The sequence below is a fragment of the Vibrio sp. OPT20 genome, assembly GCF_963889365.1.
In the GTDB taxonomy this organism is placed as follows: Bacteria; Pseudomonadota; Gammaproteobacteria; order Enterobacterales; family Vibrionaceae; genus Vibrio; species Vibrio splendidus.
The window spans coordinates 160,116-180,213 of record NZ_CAWPOA010000031.1 but is presented as its reverse complement, the minus strand read 5'-3'; the positions used below and the strand labels follow the sequence as shown (position 1 = coordinate 180,213).

At 44.6% G+C, this 20,098-nt stretch carries 12 protein-coding genes; 7 read left to right on the top strand and 5 right to left on the bottom strand.

Annotated features, from left to right (window positions below):
- Window positions 1-359 precede the first annotated feature (359 nt).
- Together AACR09_RS01965 and dacB are read left to right on the top strand one after the other, a co-directional pair.
- On the top strand, window positions 360-1,385 hold the full coding sequence (locus AACR09_RS01965) for a porin (RefSeq protein WP_193835934.1): 1,026 nt from the start codon (window positions 360-362) through the stop codon (window positions 1,383-1,385).
- 111 nt (window positions 1,386-1,496) lie between these two features.
- On the top strand, window positions 1,497-2,930 hold the full coding sequence (gene dacB / locus AACR09_RS01960) for a serine-type D-Ala-D-Ala carboxypeptidase (protein WP_061022481.1): 1,434 nt from the start codon (window positions 1,497-1,499) through the stop codon (window positions 2,928-2,930).
- Window positions 2,931-3,065: 135 nt separating this feature from the next.
- Here dacB and AACR09_RS01955 read toward each other — a convergent pair whose 3' ends face one another.
- Together AACR09_RS01955 and tyrS are read right to left on the bottom strand one after the other, a co-directional pair.
- Complete coding sequence (locus AACR09_RS01955; protein ID WP_102267326.1) at window positions 3,066-3,911, bottom strand: magnesium transporter; 846 nt, start codon at window positions 3,909-3,911, stop codon at window positions 3,066-3,068.
- Window positions 3,912-4,279: 368 nt separating this feature from the next.
- A complete protein-coding gene (tyrS, locus tag AACR09_RS01950) occupies window positions 4,280-5,467 on the bottom strand; it encodes a tyrosine--tRNA ligase (RefSeq protein ID WP_017108750.1) in 1,188 nt (395 codons plus the stop codon).
- Between the two features lie 129 nt (window positions 5,468-5,596).
- Between tyrS and AACR09_RS01945 the strand changes: the two genes are divergently transcribed.
- Window positions 5,597-6,886, top strand: coding sequence for a peptidoglycan DD-metalloendopeptidase family protein (locus tag AACR09_RS01945; protein ID WP_065110830.1), 1,290 nt, complete (start codon window positions 5,597-5,599; stop codon window positions 6,884-6,886).
- Between the two features lie 96 nt (window positions 6,887-6,982).
- On the opposite strand, the gene AACR09_RS01940 is transcribed toward AACR09_RS01945, so the two are convergent.
- The 3 genes from AACR09_RS01940 to erpA form a co-directional block, all read right to left on the bottom strand.
- Window positions 6,983-10,090, bottom strand: a complete 3,108-nt coding sequence (locus AACR09_RS01940) for an efflux RND transporter permease subunit (RefSeq protein WP_193835933.1) — start codon at window positions 10,088-10,090, stop codon at window positions 6,983-6,985.
- Between the two features lie 10 nt (window positions 10,091-10,100).
- Window positions 10,101-11,225: an efflux RND transporter periplasmic adaptor subunit gene (locus AACR09_RS01935; RefSeq protein ID WP_193835932.1), complete on the bottom strand. Its 1,125-nt coding sequence runs from the start codon at window positions 11,223-11,225 to the stop codon at window positions 10,101-10,103.
- Window positions 11,226-11,564: 339 nt separating this feature from the next.
- A complete protein-coding gene (gene erpA, locus AACR09_RS01930; protein WP_004734539.1) occupies window positions 11,565-11,906 on the bottom strand; it encodes an iron-sulfur cluster insertion protein ErpA in 342 nt (113 codons plus the stop codon).
- Between the two features lie 296 nt (window positions 11,907-12,202).
- Here erpA and hemL point away from each other — a divergent pair, with 296 nt between their 5' ends.
- The 4 genes from hemL (at window position 12,203) to AACR09_RS01910 (ending at window position 19,666) form a co-directional block, all read left to right on the top strand.
- Window positions 12,203-13,498, top strand: a complete 1,296-nt coding sequence (gene hemL, locus AACR09_RS01925) for a glutamate-1-semialdehyde 2,1-aminomutase (RefSeq protein WP_017084255.1) — start codon at window positions 12,203-12,205, stop codon at window positions 13,496-13,498.
- Between the two features lie 343 nt (window positions 13,499-13,841).
- Window positions 13,842-14,927 (top strand): AI-2E family transporter, encoded by a 1,086-nt coding sequence (locus AACR09_RS01920; protein ID WP_004734536.1) that lies wholly within the window; start codon window positions 13,842-13,844, stop codon window positions 14,925-14,927.
- Between the two features lie 110 nt (window positions 14,928-15,037).
- Window positions 15,038-16,060 carry a 16S rRNA (guanine(1207)-N(2))-methyltransferase RsmC gene (gene rsmC / locus AACR09_RS01915; protein ID WP_193835931.1) on the top strand — a complete coding sequence of 341 codons (1,023 nt, stop codon included), beginning with the start codon at window positions 15,038-15,040 and terminating at the stop codon, window positions 16,058-16,060.
- 216 nt (window positions 16,061-16,276) lie between these two features.
- Entirely contained in the window at window positions 16,277-19,666 is a 3,390-nt protein-coding gene (locus AACR09_RS01910) for a response regulator (protein ID WP_193835930.1), read from the top strand.
- The last annotated feature ends 432 nt before the right edge of the window (window positions 19,667-20,098 follow it).

Sequence of the window (20,098 nt, the reverse complement as noted above, 5' to 3'; positions counted from 1 at the left end):
TAAATTACAGACATCACAAAAATGAATAATAACTACCCCATCAATAAGCGGGGAGTTAAATACCTAAAAAAACAAAAAACAAACAAAATAAACACAGATCACACTTTTATAAAAATCAACTTAAAACATACACTTAAACAACAAGAGATATAATAAAACAGTGTTCATTTTTTAGTTTTATATCATTTTACTAACTGACTATGGAACTTTAGAGGTAAAAAGTAACCCATGGATTGCACTGTCATTTTTCAGACTTCTGTTCTAATCATGATTATGAAGCCTGATTAATACAGGCAATACACAAAAGGATTCAAATCCTTGATAAATACCTTTATGGACAGTAATTAGGAATTAATAACATGAACAAGACTTTGATCGCGCTTGCTGTATCGGCTGCAGCTCTTGCTACTGGCGCTAACGCGGCAGAACTATACAACCAAGACGGTAACTCTGTTGAAATGGGCGGCCGTGCTGAAGCTCGTCTATCTATGAAAGATGGCAAAGCTGAAGACAAAACACGTGTACGTCTAAACTTCCTAGGTAAAGTTGAAATCCAAGACGGCCTATACGGTGTTGGTTTCTACGAAGGCGAATTCACGACGGCTGAAAACGGCGGCGCTACTGATAACAACGATGGTGATATCACTAACCGTTACACGTACGCAGGTCTAGGCGGCACATTCGGTGAAGTAACTTACGGTAAGAACGAAGGTGCTCTAGGCGTAATCACTGACTTCACAGATATCATGGCATACCACGGTAACTCTGCTGCAGACAAACTAGCTGTAGCTGACCGTTCAGACAACATGCTTTCTTACAAAGGTCAATTCCAAGACCTAGGTCTTAAAGCAAGCTACCGTTTCGCTGACCGTTCAGAAACTAACGGTGAGTTCACGGACAACGGTAAAGATGGCTACTCTCTATCTGCTATCTACGCAATCGGCGAAACTGGCGCTAAGCTAGGTGCTGGTTACGCAGACCAAGATCAATCTAACGAGTACATGCTTTCTGCTTCTTACGCAATCTCTGACCTGTACTTCGCTGGTGTATTCACAGATGGTGAAAAACAAACTACAGGTGTTGTAAACTCTAACGACTCTGTAGATTACACTGGTTACGAATTCGCAGCGGCTTACACGCTAGGTCAAACTGTATTCTCTACTACGTACAACAACGCTGAAACTGATAGCGAAACGTCTGCAGACAACATCGCAATCGATGCAACGTACTACTTCAAGCCTAACTTCCGTGGCTACGTATCGTACAACTTCAACCTTATCTCTGAAGGTGACAAGATCGGTACTACTAACAAGCTAACTAACGGTACTGCAAGCTCTGCTGACGCTGAAGACGAGCTAGCTCTAGGTCTACGTTACGACTTCTAATTCTGATTATCTAATTGATTGATTAGTTAATTGAGAATCAAAACGCCCGCTATCTAGCGGGCGTTTTTTATATCTGTATACTGAAAACATCAGCCATCCAAGAAATCTTCTATGCGCCTTCTATCCACACTACTTGTATGTAGTTTTTCCATTAGCGCTTTCTCAGTTAACGCTTTCGCTTACCCCCCTCTAGATAAACTGCCGGATGGCAGTAGCGCAAGCTTAATTCTGCAACCATTGAGCGGTGATTCAAATAAAATAAACACCAACAGTGATGGCTTTTATCCACCCGCTAGTACTTTAAAGCTGGTCACAGCTTTAGCAGCGAAGTTGGAATTAGGGGATGACTTTCACTACACGACTAGTATTGCTCGTTCTGGGAATGACTCAATCATTTCATTTAGTGGCGACCCGACCCTACAACGAGAACAGCTTAAAAGCCTTTTGGCTCAATACGCAAAATCTCAATCCAGAACCATCAAGGGCAACTTATACCTAGATAACTCGACTTTTACGGGCTATCAGCGAGCGGTGGGGTGGCCTTGGGACATTCTAGGCGTTTGTTACAGCGCGCCTTCGAGTGCGATGACCTTAGACAGCAACTGCGCACAAGCCTCTATTTATACAAAAGATAACGGAAGCACTCGTGTCTATATTCCCGCTCACTATCCGATAGACGTGACAACCACCGCAGCTACCGTAACTCGATCAGGGCAGAAGGCGACACAATGCGACTTAGAGCTCATTACCACTCCAGACAACGCTTACAAGCTCTCTGGTTGCTTAGTAGAGCGTAAGAAACCACTACCACTCAAGTTTGCGATTCAAAACCCCGAGCTTTATACCTATCAAGTCGTGACATCGCTTCTTGAAGAGCTGAGAATCCAAGTAAAAGGTGATGTGATTATTGGTAAAAAAGCGAAAGCAGACAAAACCACGTTAGTCGCTAGTCACAACTCAGAAAAGCTTTCTGAACTGCTCGATATCATGCTCAAGAAGTCGGATAACCTTATCGCAGATAATCTAACTAAAACGCTAGGAGCGACATTTTATGTTCAACCAGGCAGTTTCAATAACGGTACTGAAGCGATAAAGCAGATATTGCTGACCAAGGCTAATATTGACCTCAGTAAAGCGCAGCTCGTCGATGGTTCAGGACTATCCAGAAATAACCGAATGAGGTCACAGACCATGGCTCAGGTTCTGCGTTATATCTGGGAAAACGATCAACAGCTCAACCTACTTGGGGCAATGCCAACTTCGGGTACTGATGGCACGCTTAAATACCGTCAAAGCATGAGAAAAGCACCAATCCAAGGTAATATTATTGCGAAAAGTGGGTCTTTGTACGGTAGCTACAATATGGCAGGTTTTGGTTTAGATAAAGCGGGCAATCCAAACTCTCTGTTTGTGCAGTTTGTTCGTGATTATTTCCCTGAAGAACAAAACCCAGACAAACCTGTAGAAGCACCAATCACCCAGTTTGAACGAGCTTTCTACACAGATGTAGTCGAATTCAGTCAAATACAAAGCAAATCTAAATAATATTTAGCTCTCTGTAAGCTTCTACTTAAAAAATAAAAATGGCGCTGAAGATTTAAGATCTTCAGCGCCATTTTTCTTCCTAAGATGTTTTTCTTCGGCGGTGCTTTTTGTTTTCAGAGTCTTTATTTAAAAGCGTTAAGCAATGCCCAAGAATGAATTCACTACCGTGAAGTAAATCCACATCCCCGAAATATCCACTATTGAAGCCAAGACAGGGCTCACCAGCACCGCAGGATCTAACTTGAATAACCGAGCAACAATCGGCAATCCAGCGCCAAGCACGGTTGATATTGTCACTTGAATAAACAGAGCGACAGCAATCGCGTAAGCAATCATATTAATGTCGTAACCACCCGTTGATTGGTTGTCACTGAACAGTAAGATGCGGCCTATCATCACCAAGGCAATCGCAAGTGCTAAGCAAATCGCGACTCTAAGCTCTTTCCATAGAACGTTGGCCCACTGGCGTTTCTTCAACTCGCCTGTGGCTAAGGCCCGAATGACCAAAGTCGCAGCTTGTGTGCCTGTATTGCCACCCGCAGCAGCGATTACCGGCATATAGATCGCCAGAAGTACTAGCTGGCTAAGGATATCTTCATACTGAGCAATGATAAGCCCAGAGACAATACCCAGCAACGCCAAGGCAATAATCCAACCGATACGTTGCCTTACATGGCTAAGCACTCCAGTTGAAAGGTAACCCTGTTGAGGTTCAACCTCTGAATAGATCAGCCCTAGTTGGTGAGCTAGATGTCGAGAGCGCTTCTCAAAACCCTGCTCTTCTAGCTCACTAAGTAAAGTCTGAATCGTACTAAGAGAGCATTGCCCGAGTACTAACACCGCATCTTCAAGTGGCATACGGTGCAAAAGGTTAACTTGTTGCTCACGTCCGTACTGTTGAAAGGCATTAGATACCGCTTGGATGTCTTTCTCTGAGTACAGAGCTTCAATAGATAAAAAAGTGTTGTTCATTACCGTCATGGCGAATCTCCCGATTGGCAAAGGTAACGACCATCAAAACAAATAGCATAGATTTATAGATTTATGCGCACCAAGAGCTGAAAGCTACTGATGTGTCTACTTGTTAGAATCTAGTGTGTGGAAAAGAATGAGGGGGAAAAACAAAGATACCCTACCTGAACGGCAGGACAATAGATCAATACCGAGACAGGTTATTCTTCTCCATTCAAACTAGGAGGATGGTCGGTATTGTTCATAAAAATCTCCAGAATTACTGTCAATATGACAGCGCGCACAGTGTAGCAATGCACGTTCAAAAACTTCGTCAGCTTTCTGTCAATAAAAAAGGCATCCGTGGATGCCTTTTGTTCAATTATTGATATGCGTTATTACTTAATAGTGATACGAGCAAACTTACGTTTACCTACTTGGTAAACTGCAGTACCTGCTTCAGGTACGAATCTGCTGTCTTCAATCTTCTCGCCTTCAAGCTTAGCCGCGCCTTGCTTGATCATACGCATCGCATCAGAAGTAGAGTTTACAAGACCTGCTTCTTTTAGAACGTTAGCGATTGGTAGACCTGCTTCGAATTCGAATTCAGGCATTTCATCTGGCACTTGGTTCTTAGCAAAACGGTTAACGAACTCTTGCTCAGCTGCTTCAGCATCGGCTTCACTGTGGAAACGAGCAATGATCTCTTTAGCCAGTAGAACTTTAACGTCACGCGGGTTCTTACCTGCATCAACGCCAGCTTTCAGTTCCGCAACTTCTTCAAGTGGACGGAAAGACAGTAGCTCGTAGTAGCTCCACATTAGATCGTCAGAGATAGACATGATCTTACCAAACATTTCGCTTGGTGCTTCGCTGATACCGATGTAGTTGTGCGCAGACTTAGACATCTTCTTAACGCCGTCTAGACCAACAAGTAGTGGCATCATTAATACCGCTTGTGGTTTTTGACCTGCAGCTTTTTGCAGTTCACGACCCATTAGAAGGTTAAACTTCTGGTCAGTACCGCCAAGCTCAACATCGCTCTCTAATGCAACAGAGTCGTGACCTTGAAGAAGTGGGTACATGAATTCGTGGATTGCGATCGGTTGGCCACCAGCGTAACGCTTTTTAAAGTCATCACGCTCAAGCATACGAGCAACAGTTTGGTTAGAAGCAAGACGAATCATGCCTTCAGCACCAAGCTCAGATAACCACTCAGAGTTGAAACGAATTTGCGTTTTCGCAGGATCTAGAATCTTGAATACTTGCTCTTTGTAAGTTTCAGCATTCTTCAATACGTCTTCACGGCTTAGCGGTGGACGCGTTGAGTTCTTACCAGATGGGTCACCAACCATTGCAGTGAAATCACCGATAAGGAATGTCACTTCATGACCAAGCTCTTGGAAAGCACGAAGCTTGTTAAAGATAACCGTATGGCCTAGGTGGATATCTGGAGCTGTTGGATCGGCACCCAGCTTAATGCGTAAAGGACGACCTTCTTTTAATTTAGCAATCAGTTCGTCTTCTGGAATCAGTTCTTCTACGCCACGTTTGATCTCGGCTAGTGCAGCTTCAATACTCGCCATTCTTGTTCACTCCCACAGATTTGGCAAAAATATAATAATTAGACATCTTACTTGAATAGCGATGTATTTTGAAACCAGTTACACTATTCCGTCGTCGATTTTCATAATATTTACAGAACGAACCGGAACATGTTGTCTATTTTTGCACGCCTTCCTATTTTGCACCGGGCTTTTATCGCATTTTTTAGTGCCGTAATTTTCGTCGCGATTTTCTTACTCCCCGATGTCAGCAGTTTGCGTGACGATACGGGCGCTTTAGTGGTGGGGAAACATTACCCTCTGACTATCAATGCATCCGCGCTTGTTAGCTCAAGTGACGCACCGCCGACGGCAGTGCTTAATTGGGAGAAATACACCGTTCGTTCTGGCGAAAGCACCTCTGTTTTATTCGAACGCATTGGCCTCTCATACCGCTTGCTGATCACGCTACTCAATACCAATAATGATATTAAGAAGCAACTGTCTAACCTAAGACCTGGCGATGTATTGCAGTTTGGTTTTGATGAAAACAACGACCTTATTCAGCTAAAACGACAACTGAGTGCGTTTGAAAGCTTCAAAATCACTAAGTCTGGCGATTCGTTCACCTCTAGCATCGACAAGAAAGAAGTTGCCTACCAATACAATTACGCTGAAGCCAACATTACCTCTAACTTCTGGAATGCAGGCGTTAGCGCTGGCCTAACCGCAAACCAAATTATGGAACTAGCCGGTATCTTCGGTTGGGATATCGACTTTGCTTTGGATATTCGTAAGAACGACAGCTTTAAAATCTTATACCAAGAGAAAGTGGTTGAAGGCGAAGTTATTGGTCGCGGTAAGATCATGGCAGCTGTTTTTAAAAACCAAGGTGATTCGTTTACTGCGGTATTAGATGATAGAAGCGGCAATTACTTCGATGAGAATGGCCGAGCGATGAAAAAAGCTTTCTTACGCTCTCCTATTGATTTCCGTCGTGTGACATCGAACTTTAACCCACGCAGAAAACACCCAGTGACAGGCAAGGTTCGAGCTCACCGAGGCACCGACTACGCTGCCCCTGTTGGCACACCTATCTGGGCGGCAGGTGACGGTATCGTTCAGAAGTCGGGTTACAACCAATTCAATGGTAACTACGTGTTCATTCGCCATAGCAACACCTATATCACCAAATACCTGCATATGAAGCGACGTATGGTGAAAACAGGTCAGCGAGTTAAACAAGGCCAAACCATTGGTACTTTGGGTGGCACGGGGCGTGTTACTGGCCCGCACTTACACTATGAATTCTTGGTTAATGGCGTACATAAGAATGCGCGCACCGTAAAATTGCCGCAATCTAAGTCGTTAACAGGTAAAGCGAAAGCAACCTTCATCGCTAACTCTGAGATTCGACTGAATAACCTAGAGCGATACGGCCAGTTACTAGCAACTAATTAGGTTACTAGCGACTAATTGGACTAATAGCCATATAAACCAACGAAAAGAGCGCCCACCAAGGCGCTCTTTTTATTTCCGTCGAACTAGGACTTATCTTTAACCGTCGTTGCTTGGGAGCACATCGGGCTTCTTATCTCGCCCTAGCATCAGCAAACAAGGCGTCAGCACCAAGGTTAGTACTGTAGCAAAGGCCAAACCTCCCGCAATGGCTGTAGCAAGTTGCGACCACCACTGCGTGCTCGGCGCTCCGAATTCTATCTTTTGATTAATCAGATCGATGTTCATTTCTAACACCATCGGCATCAAGCCTAAAATGGTGGTAACCGTCGTTAGCATTACTGGTCTTAAACGCTGAACACCTGTCCTGAGAATCGCATCTCGCTTGTCCAAGCCGCGTTTTATCAGTTGGTTATAGGTATCAATCAGCACAATATTGTTGTTTACCACAATTCCTGCCAACGCTATCACTCCAATACCGGACATCACAATGCCAAACGGACGCTGGAAGATAAGTAAACCAACAAACACACCAACCGTTGAGAACAGCACCGCACTCAAAATCAGGAATGCTTGATAGAAGCTATTAAACTGAGTAATCAGAATCAAAGCCATTACCGCCAAAGCAACCAAGAAAGCACTTTGTAGGAAGGCGGAAGAGTTTTCTTGTTCTTCATTTTGACCACGGATACGAAATTCTACACTACTTGGTAAACCTAACTCACTTAACGCTTGCTCAATCTTTGGCAGTTCGAGTGCAAGATTATAACCCTCTTCCATATCCGCCATGATGTTCACGACACGCTTACCATCAAGGCGCTTTATCATGTCCTGCTTGTGGTCTGGCACTATCTGAGCAAAGTTAGTGATCGGCACCAAGCCTGCTGGTGTTTTGACTCTTAACTGGTCAAAGCGCCCGATATCTCTTTTATCGCTTGGGTAGCGCACCAAGATATCGACCTCTTCTGAAGAATCATCTGGGAGGTAATCGCCAATCTTTAGCCCGTTAGTGACGAATTGAACCGTATTCCCCACCAAGGTCGCATCAGCCGAAAAACGCGCAGCATCATCTCTGCGAATATCCACTTTCCAATCGATGCCATCTTTACTCGCGGTATCACTTATATTGGTCAGTGCCTGATTGCCATCCGCCCAGTTTCTTACAATTTTTGCAGCCTGATTCAGCTGCTCTGGTGTTCTTGCCGAGAGCTCAATCACTAAGTCATTCTCAACCGGAGGCCCTGCATCTGGAAACTTATATTCAATCTCGACCCCTGCGTATTGATCGGTGTACACCTTTAATTCTTCAATGATCGCCTTAACACTGCGACGGTATTGCCAATCAACAGGGGTAATCGAGATCAAACCAATCTGATCATCACCACCCGTACGCGTATAAACGGTATCGAACTCATCATGATTGAGCATCATCAACTCAATATCACGCATGATGACATCTTTCTCTTGGATAGACAGATCACCATGGGAGCGAACTTTGACGTTAAAGAATGGCGGATCAACTTCTGGGAAGAACTCTGCGCCTAGACCCGCTTTGGAATAAGTAAAACCCACCGCAACCGCAAGTAATATGGCACCGAAAAGAATCTTAAAGGGATGCTTAATCGCAATCGACAACGTGTGGTAGTACGCTTTGGTTAAGCCTGTAGCCTGTGAGAAATCACCGTTGTGCAGTGCCACCATTCGCGCTTGGATTTTGGGCGATACGTATTGAGGTTTACCAATCAAACCACCGAGTACAGGCACAAACAACAACGCCATAATCAATGAAGCGGTTAAGGTTGCAATCAATGTTAATGGCAAGAACTTCATGAATTCGCCCGTTACATCCGGCCAAAACAGCAATGGAGCAAATGCAGCCAAGGTTGTAGCCGTTGATGCCGTTATTGGCCACGCCATCCGTTTCGCTGCATCTCGGTAAGCGGCTTTACGCCCTTCACCTTCTTGCATTCGCCTGTCGGCAAACTCAGTCACCACAATTGCGCCATCGACCAACATACCAACCGCCATGATCAACGAGAACAGCACCACGATGTTGACGGTTAGACCAAACACAGACAACACCAACAACCCCGTGAGGAATGATCCAGGAATTGAAATTCCGACCAATAGCGCGGTTCGAACACCAAGAATGGCGATGATCACGATCACCACTAAAATGATGGCGGATAAGATATTGTTTTGAAGATCGTTGAGCATGATCTTCACATCTTTAGATTCATCCCAAGTGTATTTGACCAATAGGTTATTTGGCCACTCGGCTTGCTGCTGAGCACCAGCCATTACCGCTTTGACTAACTCAACGGTTTCAATGATGTTTTCACCCGCACGTTTCTTGATATCCAAGACAACTGCGGATTTGCCATCTAAACGGGCAAAGCTTTCAGGATCTCGAAACGCTCGACGAACTGTAGCCACATCGCCAAAGGTCACTACCTGTTTACCATCCACTTTGATTGGCAACTCTAGTACGTCTTTTAAAGAGTTAAACACAGAAGGGACTTTGACAGAAAAACGCCCGTAGCCGGTATCAACAAAGCCTGCCGCCACCACTCGGTTATTCAAAGCAATCAGATTATAGATGTCCGCTTGATCTAGGCTGTAACTCTCCATCAATAATGGATCAACGATGATTTCCACGATGTCATCGCGATCGCCTGCAATGTCGACTTCAAGGATCTGACGATAGCTTTCGAGTTTATCTCCGAGCTCTCGAGCGATTTGTACTATGGTGCGCTCGGGCACGGTACCAAACAGAACCACTGACAACACAGGCTGCTCAGAAGCGAGGGTAACTTCATTTACAGTCGGCTCATCGCTATCTTCTGGCAATTTGGGCTTAGCCAGATCAACAGCGTCACGAACATCAGCCATCGCTTTAGTAAGATCGACGCCAACATTAAACTCTAACACCACAGAGGCGTGCCCTTCTGCTGCGGTTGCTGTCATCTCTTTTACGCCTTCGATTGACCTAAGCTCTTGCTCAATAGGTCGAACCAATAAACGTTCTGCATCCGTTGGCGAGATCCCTTGGTGCCCGACCGAAACATAGATAATTGGGATGGTAATGTCTGGGCTCGATTCCTTAGGTATCGTGATATAGGTGACGACACCGGCTACAAGGATTAACGCTAAAAGGGAGAGCATTGTTCGAGCACGAGACAAGGCTGCATCAATAATTGAATACATCGGGTATCTCCTACTCTGCGGTTACGTTAGAGAGTTCAGCGCCTTGCTCAACAGCAATCACCGAATCACCATCACGCACAAACCCTTGGCCTACTGTGATGATATCGACGCGTTGTCCAAGTCCTGTGAGCCAAACTCCATCTTGCTCTGCCTTTACTAGCTGAATGCCTACAAATTTCACGGTTGGTGAGTCATCGACTGAAACCAAAGTTTTGACCCCAAGGTTACCTGCCTCATCCAGTGCCAGCATGGCAGGTGTAATCTTGATTGCATCTCTTGTTTCTAGGTTGAGTGTTACTTCTGCACTGACACCTGCAGGTAATAGGCCTTTGGAGTTGTCGATTTCAATCTCTATTGGGAAGGTATTGGTAGCAGCAGAAGAGATACGAGAAACATAGCGTAAGCGGCCTTCAACTTCTTCTCGCCCTAACAAGCGAACCAAAGCAGATTGATTGACTAACAAGTGTTGGATATGACGCTCACTGACATCGGCCTCAATAACCAAAGGATCGAGGTCAATCACGCCAGCAACAGGATCGCCAACACTAACGAAATCACCGAGCTCCACCATCAAATCTTGAACCACACCCGAAAAAGGCGAAGTAATAACAGTATTCTTTAAAGCCAATTCCGCATTGCGCTTCATGGCCTTTGCTTCAGTTAATGAAGCCTCAGCGGTGGTATAAGCTATCTCGCCTTGCAGCCCTCTTTTCTTCAAAGATTGCGCCGCTTTGAATTCTTTCTGCTTCAAGCGATATAAAGCCGAAGCTCGCTCTAATTGAATCTCTAAATCACCTTTATCTATCTGGGCAATGGCTTGTCCAAATTTAACCGCATCGCCCTTCACAACGTTCAATCTAACAACCTTGCCCGCCACTTCTGCCCCCAAACGAGCATGCCTATCGGGCGCCGTTCGACCATAGAGATCAATCGTTTTAAAGGTCGGTGATGAAGTAAATGTTTGAAAAGAGACCTTCGCCAACGGAATTTCTGTCACTTTTTTCTCAGACGACTCTTCCGCTTGCCCCACTCCTAAACCAAGCCAAATCGACAACAGCACAACTAGAATCAGAGAAACCAACCACGGCTGCTTCAGTTTCTGAAAAAGTGGAGAGTTAGAAAATAGAGTGGGCATAGCAAATCCTTTTGTCCGATGTTATTAAGGCGCGCTAATTAGCTTAACACTGTCATATGCAACATCCTGATGCACAGCGGTAACCTTAACAGACCCACACCCAACGAAGTTGGACTCTATCGACAGTTTAAAAAATATGGCGTTTACTATAAGCTAGGCAAATTAAATAAGGGTTACACATTCCCACCCTAAATATCTCTTAGTGTGTATGGCTAGAATAGGTCGAATTACTGTCTGTTTTATATGATGTATTTCTTAAAAACAAAAACGCCGAGCATGAGCTCAGCGTTTAAAATATTTCTAATGTAGCTCTCAGTTCAAGCTACCTTTCAGTTCACGTTAGACGCTAAATGATGCACCACAACCACATGTTGTTGTCGCGTTCGGGTTGTTCACAAAGAAACGAGCGCCTTCTAGGCCTTCAGTGTAATCAACCATGCCACCCATTAAGTACTGTAGGCTCATTGGGTCAACAACCAGCGTAACACCGCTGTTTACAATAGTAGTGTCGCCATCATTTACTTTTTCATCAAATGTGAAGCCGTATTGGAAACCACTACAACCGCCACCTGTAATGTATACACGCAGTTTTAGTTCTGGGTTTTCTTCTTCAGCAATTAGCGTTTGTACGCGTGTAGCTGCTGCATCAGAAAAAGACAATGGGATATTTACTTCGCTCACGACAACCTCTCTTACCTGTGTCAAAAACAACATGATACAAATCTAATTCGAGACCATAGTTGTTGAGTATTTTCTTATATTCTGGTGATTATCTAATACCTGACTGAAACGTTCAAGTATTCACCACAGGATCGTTCCTTTTACTGTCGTAAACTCGCCCATATCTGACAATTAAAACGTGTAACCACACAAAACAACCAGATTCGGGGGATTATATCGGCGAAAGCATTCCTAGTTGGATTCTGGATAGGTACAATGCGTGCCAATTGGTCCGACAGTCAAAAGAGGATATATCAATGACCAAATCAGCAGAACTGTATCAAAAGGCACAGCAAACTATTCCAGGTGGCGTTAACTCTCCAGTGCGCGCTTTTAACGGTGTAGGTGGTTCTCCAATCTTCGTTGATAGAGCTGACGGCCCACTTCTTTTTGATGCTGATGGGAAAGCATATATCGATTACGTTGGCTCTTGGGGCCCAATGATCCTTGGTCACAACCACGCAGTTATCCGTGAAGCTGTCATTGATGCAGCGCAACGCGGCCTTAGCTTCGGTGCTCCAACCGAAACTGAAATCAAAATGGCTGAACTTGTCTCTGAGATGGTTCCATCAATGGAACAGCTGCGTATGGTGAGCTCAGGTACAGAAGCAACAATGAGTGCGATTCGTCTTGCTCGTGGCTTTACTGGTCGTGACAAAATTCTTAAGTTTGAAGGCTGTTACCACGGTCACGCAGACAGCCTACTGGTAAAAGCAGGTTCTGGCGCACTGACTTTAGGTCAACCAAGCTCTCCTGGTGTACCAGCTGATTTTGCGAAACTAACGCTAACAGCAACCTTCAACAATCTAGATTCAGTACGTGAAATCTTCGCAGCAAACAAAGGTGAGATCGCTTGTATCATCGTTGAGCCTGTAGCGGGTAACATGAATTGTATCCCTCCAGTAGAAGGCTTCCACGAAGGCCTACGTGAAATCTGTGACCAAGAAGGTGCGTTGCTAATCTTTGATGAAGTAATGACAGGTTTCCGCGTTGCTGAAGGTTGTGCTCAGGCTTACTACAACATCAAGCCAGACCTAACGTGTCTTGGTAAAGTGATTGGCGGCGGCATGCCTGTGGGTGCTTTCGGTGGTCGTAAAGACGTGATGCAATACATCGCGCCAACGGGCCCTGTTTACCAAGCGGGTACGCTTTCAGGTAACCCTGTTGCTATGGCAGCTGGCTACGCTTGTTTGAACCTTCTAAGAGAAGAAGGCAACGAAAAGCGTCTAGCATCAAAAACTAAGCAACTGGCTAATGGCTTCAAGCAACTTGCAGACAAGCACGGCATTCCAATGCTAGTCCACCAAGTTGGCGGTATGTTTGGTTTCTTCTTCACAGATCAAGAAACTGTGACGTGCTACGAAGATGTAACTAAGTGTGATGTCGAACGCTTCAAGCGCTTCTTCCACCTAATGTTAGATCACGGTGTTTACCTTGCACCTTCAGCATTCGAAGCAAGCTTTACTTCTCTTGCTCATGGTTCAAAAGAACTGGATGCAACACTAGAAGCTGCTGATCGCTCTCTTGCGATCATTGCTGCTGAAAGCAAATAGTCGAAAGCACTTTATAAGTCGCTAACCGATTGAATTTAGGGCTGCATTAGATGCAGCCCTTTTTAATACATCACGCTCGCTGACCACAAATATGACAGCTTATTTACCCTTCGATTAAGGCTAAAACTGAACCTAAAACGCCTAACGTTCCCAGAAAAGAAAAACCAACAACATCAAGGTGCCAAGGAACATTCTGAACCAAGGGATCTCTTTTTTTGTTTGCTGTTCTTCATCTTGGCATTTCTTATCTTTATTACAGCATCCCATTATCAAAACTCCTCATTGCTAACTCTCTGTTTTGCAGCCATTATAAACTCAGAACGCAAATATAGAGACCATTAACGTGTCAGAAAAACTCAAAATCAATACCAGCCACTGGGTGATCATCATTGCCCTACTTGCGGCGGCTTATGCTTGTTACTTGCTTATAGAGCCGTACGTCAACTCAATCGTGATGGCCTTTATCATTTCACTATTGATGTTCCCAATCCATGAGTGGCTTGAAAAAAAGCTCCCAAATAAAGAAAACATCGTCTCTCTACTGTCTTGTGTGATTCTGACTTTCATTATTGTTATCCCTTTATTGGCAGTATTCGCAGCAATTGTTCAGCAAGGTTCTCTGTTCTCTCAGAACACCTACCAATGGGTGACCCACGGCGGTATTCAGACTCTTTTTGCGCATCCTCTGGTTGTTAAAGCTCTGTCGTTTGTAAATAACTACCTACCTTTTGACAACATTGAACCACAAGCTATCGCACAGAAAGTCGGTGAATTTGCGACCAGCTTTGGCTCAAAACTGGTTGGTATCAGTGCAAAAATCCTTGGTGATGCGACCAATTTCTTGATGGATTTCTTCTTGATGCTGTTTGTTCTGTTCTTCCTACTAAGAGATCACGACAAAATCATCAGTGTGGTTCGTCATATTCTGCCACTATCTCGTAGTCAAGAAGACAAGCTTCTAACCGAGATTGAGCAAGTATCGAAATCAGCTGTAATGGGTTCATTCTTAACCGCAATAGCGCAAGGTTTTGCGGGCGGGTTAGGTATGTGGATTGCCGGTTTCCCAGGCCTATTCTGGGGCACCATGATGGGCTTTGCCTCTTTCATCCCAGTTGTGGGTACCGCATTAATCTGGATCCCAGCAGCAACTTACTTGTTCCTAACTGGTGATACCACATGGGCGATTTTCCTAACGGTTTACTGTGTAGCGATTGTTGGTTCGATTGATAACCTGCTTCGTCCGCTGCTGATGCAAGGCAGTGCAGGCATGAATACCCTGATGATCTTCTTCTCACTGTTAGGTGGTATTCAACTGTTCGGCTTAATTGGTCTTATCTACGGCCCGCTAATCTTTGCGATTACCATTGTCCTATTCAACATCTACGATGAAGAGTTTAAAGACTTTTTAAACCAGCAAGACAAGAGTTAATCAACTGTTCGACAACTTGGTTGCCGAACGAGTATTAAACACTTCAAGCTTTGGGCGGATTATGCGAAAATCCGCCCTCATTTTTTGCTAACGATTCAACAGAGTGTCCTATGTCAGCTTATATTGCCCCAAGCCAGATTGCTCAACGCCAACTCGCCTACTTCGAAGGCAAACATGTTTTAGTTGCCGGTGAGGCAGAAGACTTGTTCCCTGTTGAGTTAGCGAAGCACTGTGAATCTGTCTCTGTGTTTACTTCTAATTACAGCTACTACCGTCAATTAGAAGGCTGCAACACCATCCAACGTTTTTATGGTGCGGAGTTTACCGAAGAAACCAAAGCCGACTTAGTGATGCTGTACTGGCCAAAGGCTAAAGCAGAAGCGGAATTTCTGTTGGCGATGTTATTTGCCAAGCTAGGTAAAGATACCGAAATTGTCGTAGTTGGCGAGAATCGTTCTGGTGTTAAAAGTATCGAGAAGATGTTCGCTCCTTACGGCAAAGTCGTGAAATACGATTCGGCGCGCCGTTGCTCTTTCTACTGGGGTCAATGCTTCGAGCAACCACAAGCCTTTAACCTGCAAGACTGGTTTAAAACCTATACGGTTAACATTGATGAGCAATCACTGACTGTAAAAAGCCTTCCAGGTGTGTTTAGTCACGGCCAATTTGATGTAGGTAGCCAACTGCTACTTGATACTCTGCCAAAGCTGAAAGGAAAGGTACTGGATTTTGGTTGTGGTGCAGGCGTATTGGGCGCGGTAATGGCATCTCGTCACCCTGATATCGAGCTAGAAATGTGCGACATCAGTGCATTTGCCGTGGCATCAAGCCAAGCTACGTTAGAAGCGAACGGTTTAACGGGAAATGTCTTCGCCTCAGATGTCTATTCCGACACATCAAAAGACTACCAATTCATCATCAGTAACCCACCATTCCATTCTGGTTTGGATACAAGCTACAGCGCGACTGAGACCTTACTTGCTCAGGCTCCTAAGCATTTGAAGCGTTCTGGCGAGATGATTATTGTTGCGAACAGTTTCTTAAAATACGTTCCAATTATTGAACAAGCGTTTGGAAAATGCGCGACTCTAAATAAGACCACTAAATTCGCGATTTACCACGCAAACAAATAGCCTATCTAGCACAGCGCAGGGTCATTATCTGCGCTGTCTGTTCATATTTTTGTCAAAACTCTATAAAAATGAGCTTTTGCACACGCTTTAAATACCACTTACTTGTCAAAGTAAAAAAACTCGTTAATTTCGTTAAATTGGAACCCGTTAATTCTATTCTCTGTACTTGTTTTCACCCCTTTTAGCAGTACATCAAAGGAAAGTAGTACCCAATTTATGTTTAGATTCTATCGTAAGCAGAAGTTTAAGCGCCTTCAAAATACCCTAATGCTGGCATTTCTTGTCCTCAGTATTACCCCAGTGACACTTATCGCGATATTTTTCCTCCAGTCGCACAGTCAGGATCTTCAGGAACAAAGTACTTCGCACCTTGTTTCGGTCCGTGATACTAAGCAACAGCAAATTGTCGATTACCTACAAGCTCAAGAGTCCCAAGTCATGGGTTTTGTTCGCTCAGAACTTGCCAATGCCAGTGGCGGGCGATTCTATGGTTTAATCAATGCGTTCCAACGCTTAGGGTTAGATATTGACGAAGCGCGCAGTAATGCGCAGCAGCGTTACATTCAAGGCTCTGGCGATCAAATCAAGACATCGATTCTTCCAGAATCTAGTAGCTTTATTGGCAGCGAACGTTATCGACTGCTTCACAAGCGCTACCATAACTCATACCAAGAATTGCTTAAGCGTTCAGACTTTGATGACATTCTATTAGTCGACATTAACGGTAACGTCGCTTACTCAATCTTTAAGCGTGATGATTACGGCACTAACTTGCTAACAGGTAAGTACAAAGATTCAAACCTAGGCGTTACCTTTCAACGCTTAGCAAAAGACGTAAAAGACAAACGTAAATCCAACGAGGACTATACACCGGTTATCGTTTCTGACTTTAAAGATGAGAACGGTAAGCAGACGGCTTGGTTAGGTGCGCCTATTGTTCAACAAGGCTACCTGCACAGTTACGCCATGTTTAGGCTGCCAATCAATGGGATTACTAAGCTAATTGCGGATCTCAACAAGAGTTCAAATATTCAAACACTGCTTGTGGGGGATGATCACCTGCCACGCAGCCTCGCCCATTCGCAAGAGTCGATTAATTTAAGCTTAGACGTTGTCAACAAAGCATTGGCTGGCGAAACAGCCGTTGGTACGTTCAACAACACTCAAGATCAAGCGATCATCGCAGCATATACCCCAATTGAGCTGAAATACGCAACATGGGCTCTTGTCGTAGAGCTGCCAGAAAAAGAGGCGTTTGCCCGTATTCATCAGTTAGAAAAGATCTTCGTGATCGTGATGCTCACAGCGATCATTCTTGTGTTTGTCGCATCGCATTATCTGTCCAATTTCATCACTTCCCCTCTCCTCAAACTGACGTGGGCTGCCGAGAAAGTCTCTGCTGGTGATCTTGATGAAACCATGATCAATACCGAACGCAAAGATGAAATAGGCCGACTGGCGGTTAGCTTCGAAAGAATGCAGCGATCGATTCGTGAAAAAATGCAGCTCATCAAGAGCCAAAACGGTGAGCTTGAGGACAACCTTAAGACCATTCAAAAGCAAAATGAAGAGTTGCAACTGGCGAACAAACTTAAAGATGAATTCTTAGCCACCACCTCACATGAATTGAGAACGCCATTGCATGGCATGGTTGGCATCGCTGAAGCGCTAATATCTGGTGCTAACGGCCCTATTCCTGCCAACCAGAAGTACCAATTGGATATCATCATCAATAGTGGTCAGAGGTTGGCGACACTGGTTGATGACCTGCTTGATTATCACAAGATGCGCTATGGCAGCTTGGATATTAAGAAGTCTGCTGTTGATTTATCTGCAGCCACCAGCTTAGTGCTTGAGTTATCTCATCACCTGTTAGGTAACAAGCCAATCCGCATCATTAACCAAGTGCCAAGTGATTTAGGTCTCGTTTCATCGGATCCTCAACGACTTGAGCAAGTGATGTATAACTTGGTTGGCAATGCTATCAAGTACACATCAGAAGGTAAGATTGTTATCTCAGCAAGCGTCATCGACGACAACATTCGAGTACAAGTTGTTGATACCGGCCAAGGTATACCTGCTGAATATCTTGAACACATCTTTGAGCCATTGATTCAAGCTGGCCAAGACGCAAGTAACTATCGCCAAGGTGCCGGCCTTGGGTTATCCATCAGTCGTCAGTTAATCGAGTTGATGGGTGGTTCGCTGTATGTAAGTAGCCAGCCGATGCTTGGCACTACATTCAGCTTCACATTACCTTTAGCTACCCAAGAAGAACTGGATAGCTACAGTGAGTCAGGGAGCTACTCACACTTCCAAGCGCCGGATTTAATTGATAACACTCAGCAAGAAAACAGCGTTATCAGTGAAAACCCAGATGGCCCGTTGTTGGTAATTGCTGATGATGAGCCGGTAAACCTACGCGTGCTAGACAGCTTCTTGAAATTGGAAGGTTATCGAGTACGTACCGCATGTGACGGCCCTGAAACCATCGAGTTGATTGAAAAAGAGAAACCAGAATTACTTCTGCTCGACATCATGATGCCAGGTATGAGCGGCTATCAGGTTTGTGAAGCACTACGTAAGCAATACGACCATGCACAATTGCCAATCATTATGCTCACTGCACTCAACCAAGCAGAAGACCGGGTTCGAGGCTTTGAAGCTGGTGCCAACGATTACTTGTCTAAACCGTTCAACAAACAAGAACTGGCGGCGCGAATTACGGCTCACTTATCAGCAAGCAAAGCTGAGCAAAGGCGTCTTGAGAATGACCAATTGCAACTAGAGCTTAAACACAGAGCTATGGTTGAAGCTAACCTGCTAGAAACTCAAGGACGCTTGCTAGAGCAGCTAGAATCAGCCCCTGAAGCCATCATTTGTATTCGTGATGACCAACGTATTCGCTTTGCCAACGAAGCGGCTGCTAAGCTGTTTAGACGTGGGCAAGAACAACTCAAGCGCTCAATGGCCGACGAGATCATCGCGCCTAAATACCTGAAGGTGGAACAAGCTCACTACTGTGGTGATATTGATATCTATATAGACGACACACGTCAGCGCATTCCAAGTGACATCCTTAAGCTACCTGAAGGCTCAGGGCTCGACACCATGTATATCTTCAATGTCGGTGGTGGCGTTAACTCAAACCGAGTCAATAACCTTGAAACAGCGGTTGAGGCACTTTCAAGCTACGCCTTTGAAGGTGACAAAGATAAGCTTCAACAACTGAAAGAGCTTGGCGGTGAATTTACTCGCCTTGCTGATAAGGCAACCGGTGAGGGTAAAAACAAGCAAGAGCTGATGCGTGAAGTACTAGTCGATGTCATGACCAATGCCATTATCTACTGGGAGTCTGTTACTGGGGAGACCAAGTTTGCTTTCGCAGAAAAGAGTGGCTTATGGCGAGTCTACTTAGACCGCAGTACCCTACAAACTAGAACGCTAGACAAATACCTACGCGTAGAAACTCTACCGAAAACACCTCGCTGGCGAACGGTACTGAGCTCTATCGAATTCATACTTGAACACTGTAAAGAACAAACACCAGAAAGAACTCATATCGAGATGCTAAGGGATAAACTACAGAAACTACTGACCAGCTAACCCTGAAGTAAGATCACGATACTGTAAATAATGGAGCCCACTTAGCGTGGGCTTTTTTGTACGCCTAACAATCACAAAAAGTAGAATCCCAACGCTTGCAACGCACTTTTTTTACGTCTTTAAACAAGGAGCAATTCACGCCAATTACGCACAGTGCGTGCTCGTAACCGTCAGTACTTTTCGTTCTATTCTCAATCATATCTGACCGTTATCTGACTCTTTGTTGCAGTTTGAGAAGCGAGTCACAACAGAACGGCAGATTTAATTTTCTAGGGAAATTTAACGTAAAAGCGGCAAGTGACCAAGATCTACAATTACAAAACCCTAGCCTAAAGCTTTATAATAAAAAGCCCAGGTAGTTAGTGACCACTTACACCCAGCCGATACAGCAAAACCAAATGCGAGTCACATCACCTTAACAATTGCGCACAA

What these genes read in the sequence shown, in the direction of transcription:
- AACR09_RS01965 (WP_193835934.1), top strand. Translation starts at nt 360, where the DNA reads ATGAACAAGACTTTGATCGCGCTTGCTGTATCGGCTGCAGCTCTTGCT.
- AACR09_RS01955 (WP_102267326.1), bottom strand. Translation starts at nt 3,911, where the DNA reads ATGACGGTAATGAACAACACTTTTTTATCTATTGAAGCTCTGTACTCA.
- dacB (WP_061022481.1), top strand. Translation starts at nt 1,497, where the DNA reads ATGCGCCTTCTATCCACACTACTTGTATGTAGTTTTTCCATTAGCGCT.
- rsmC (WP_193835931.1), top strand. Translation starts at nt 15,038, where the DNA reads ATGTCAGCTTATATTGCCCCAAGCCAGATTGCTCAACGCCAACTCGCC.
- AACR09_RS01945 (WP_065110830.1), top strand. Translation starts at nt 5,597, where the DNA reads ATGTTGTCTATTTTTGCACGCCTTCCTATTTTGCACCGGGCTTTTATC.
- hemL (WP_017084255.1), top strand. Translation starts at nt 12,203, where the DNA reads ATGACCAAATCAGCAGAACTGTATCAAAAGGCACAGCAAACTATTCCA.
- AACR09_RS01910 (WP_193835930.1), top strand. Translation starts at nt 16,277, where the DNA reads ATGTTTAGATTCTATCGTAAGCAGAAGTTTAAGCGCCTTCAAAATACC.
- AACR09_RS01940 (WP_193835933.1), bottom strand. Translation starts at nt 10,090, where the DNA reads ATGTATTCAATTATTGATGCAGCCTTGTCTCGTGCTCGAACAATGCTC.
- tyrS (WP_017108750.1), bottom strand. Translation starts at nt 5,467, where the DNA reads ATGGCGAGTATTGAAGCTGCACTAGCCGAGATCAAACGTGGCGTAGAA.
- AACR09_RS01935 (WP_193835932.1), bottom strand. Translation starts at nt 11,225, where the DNA reads ATGCCCACTCTATTTTCTAACTCTCCACTTTTTCAGAAACTGAAGCAG.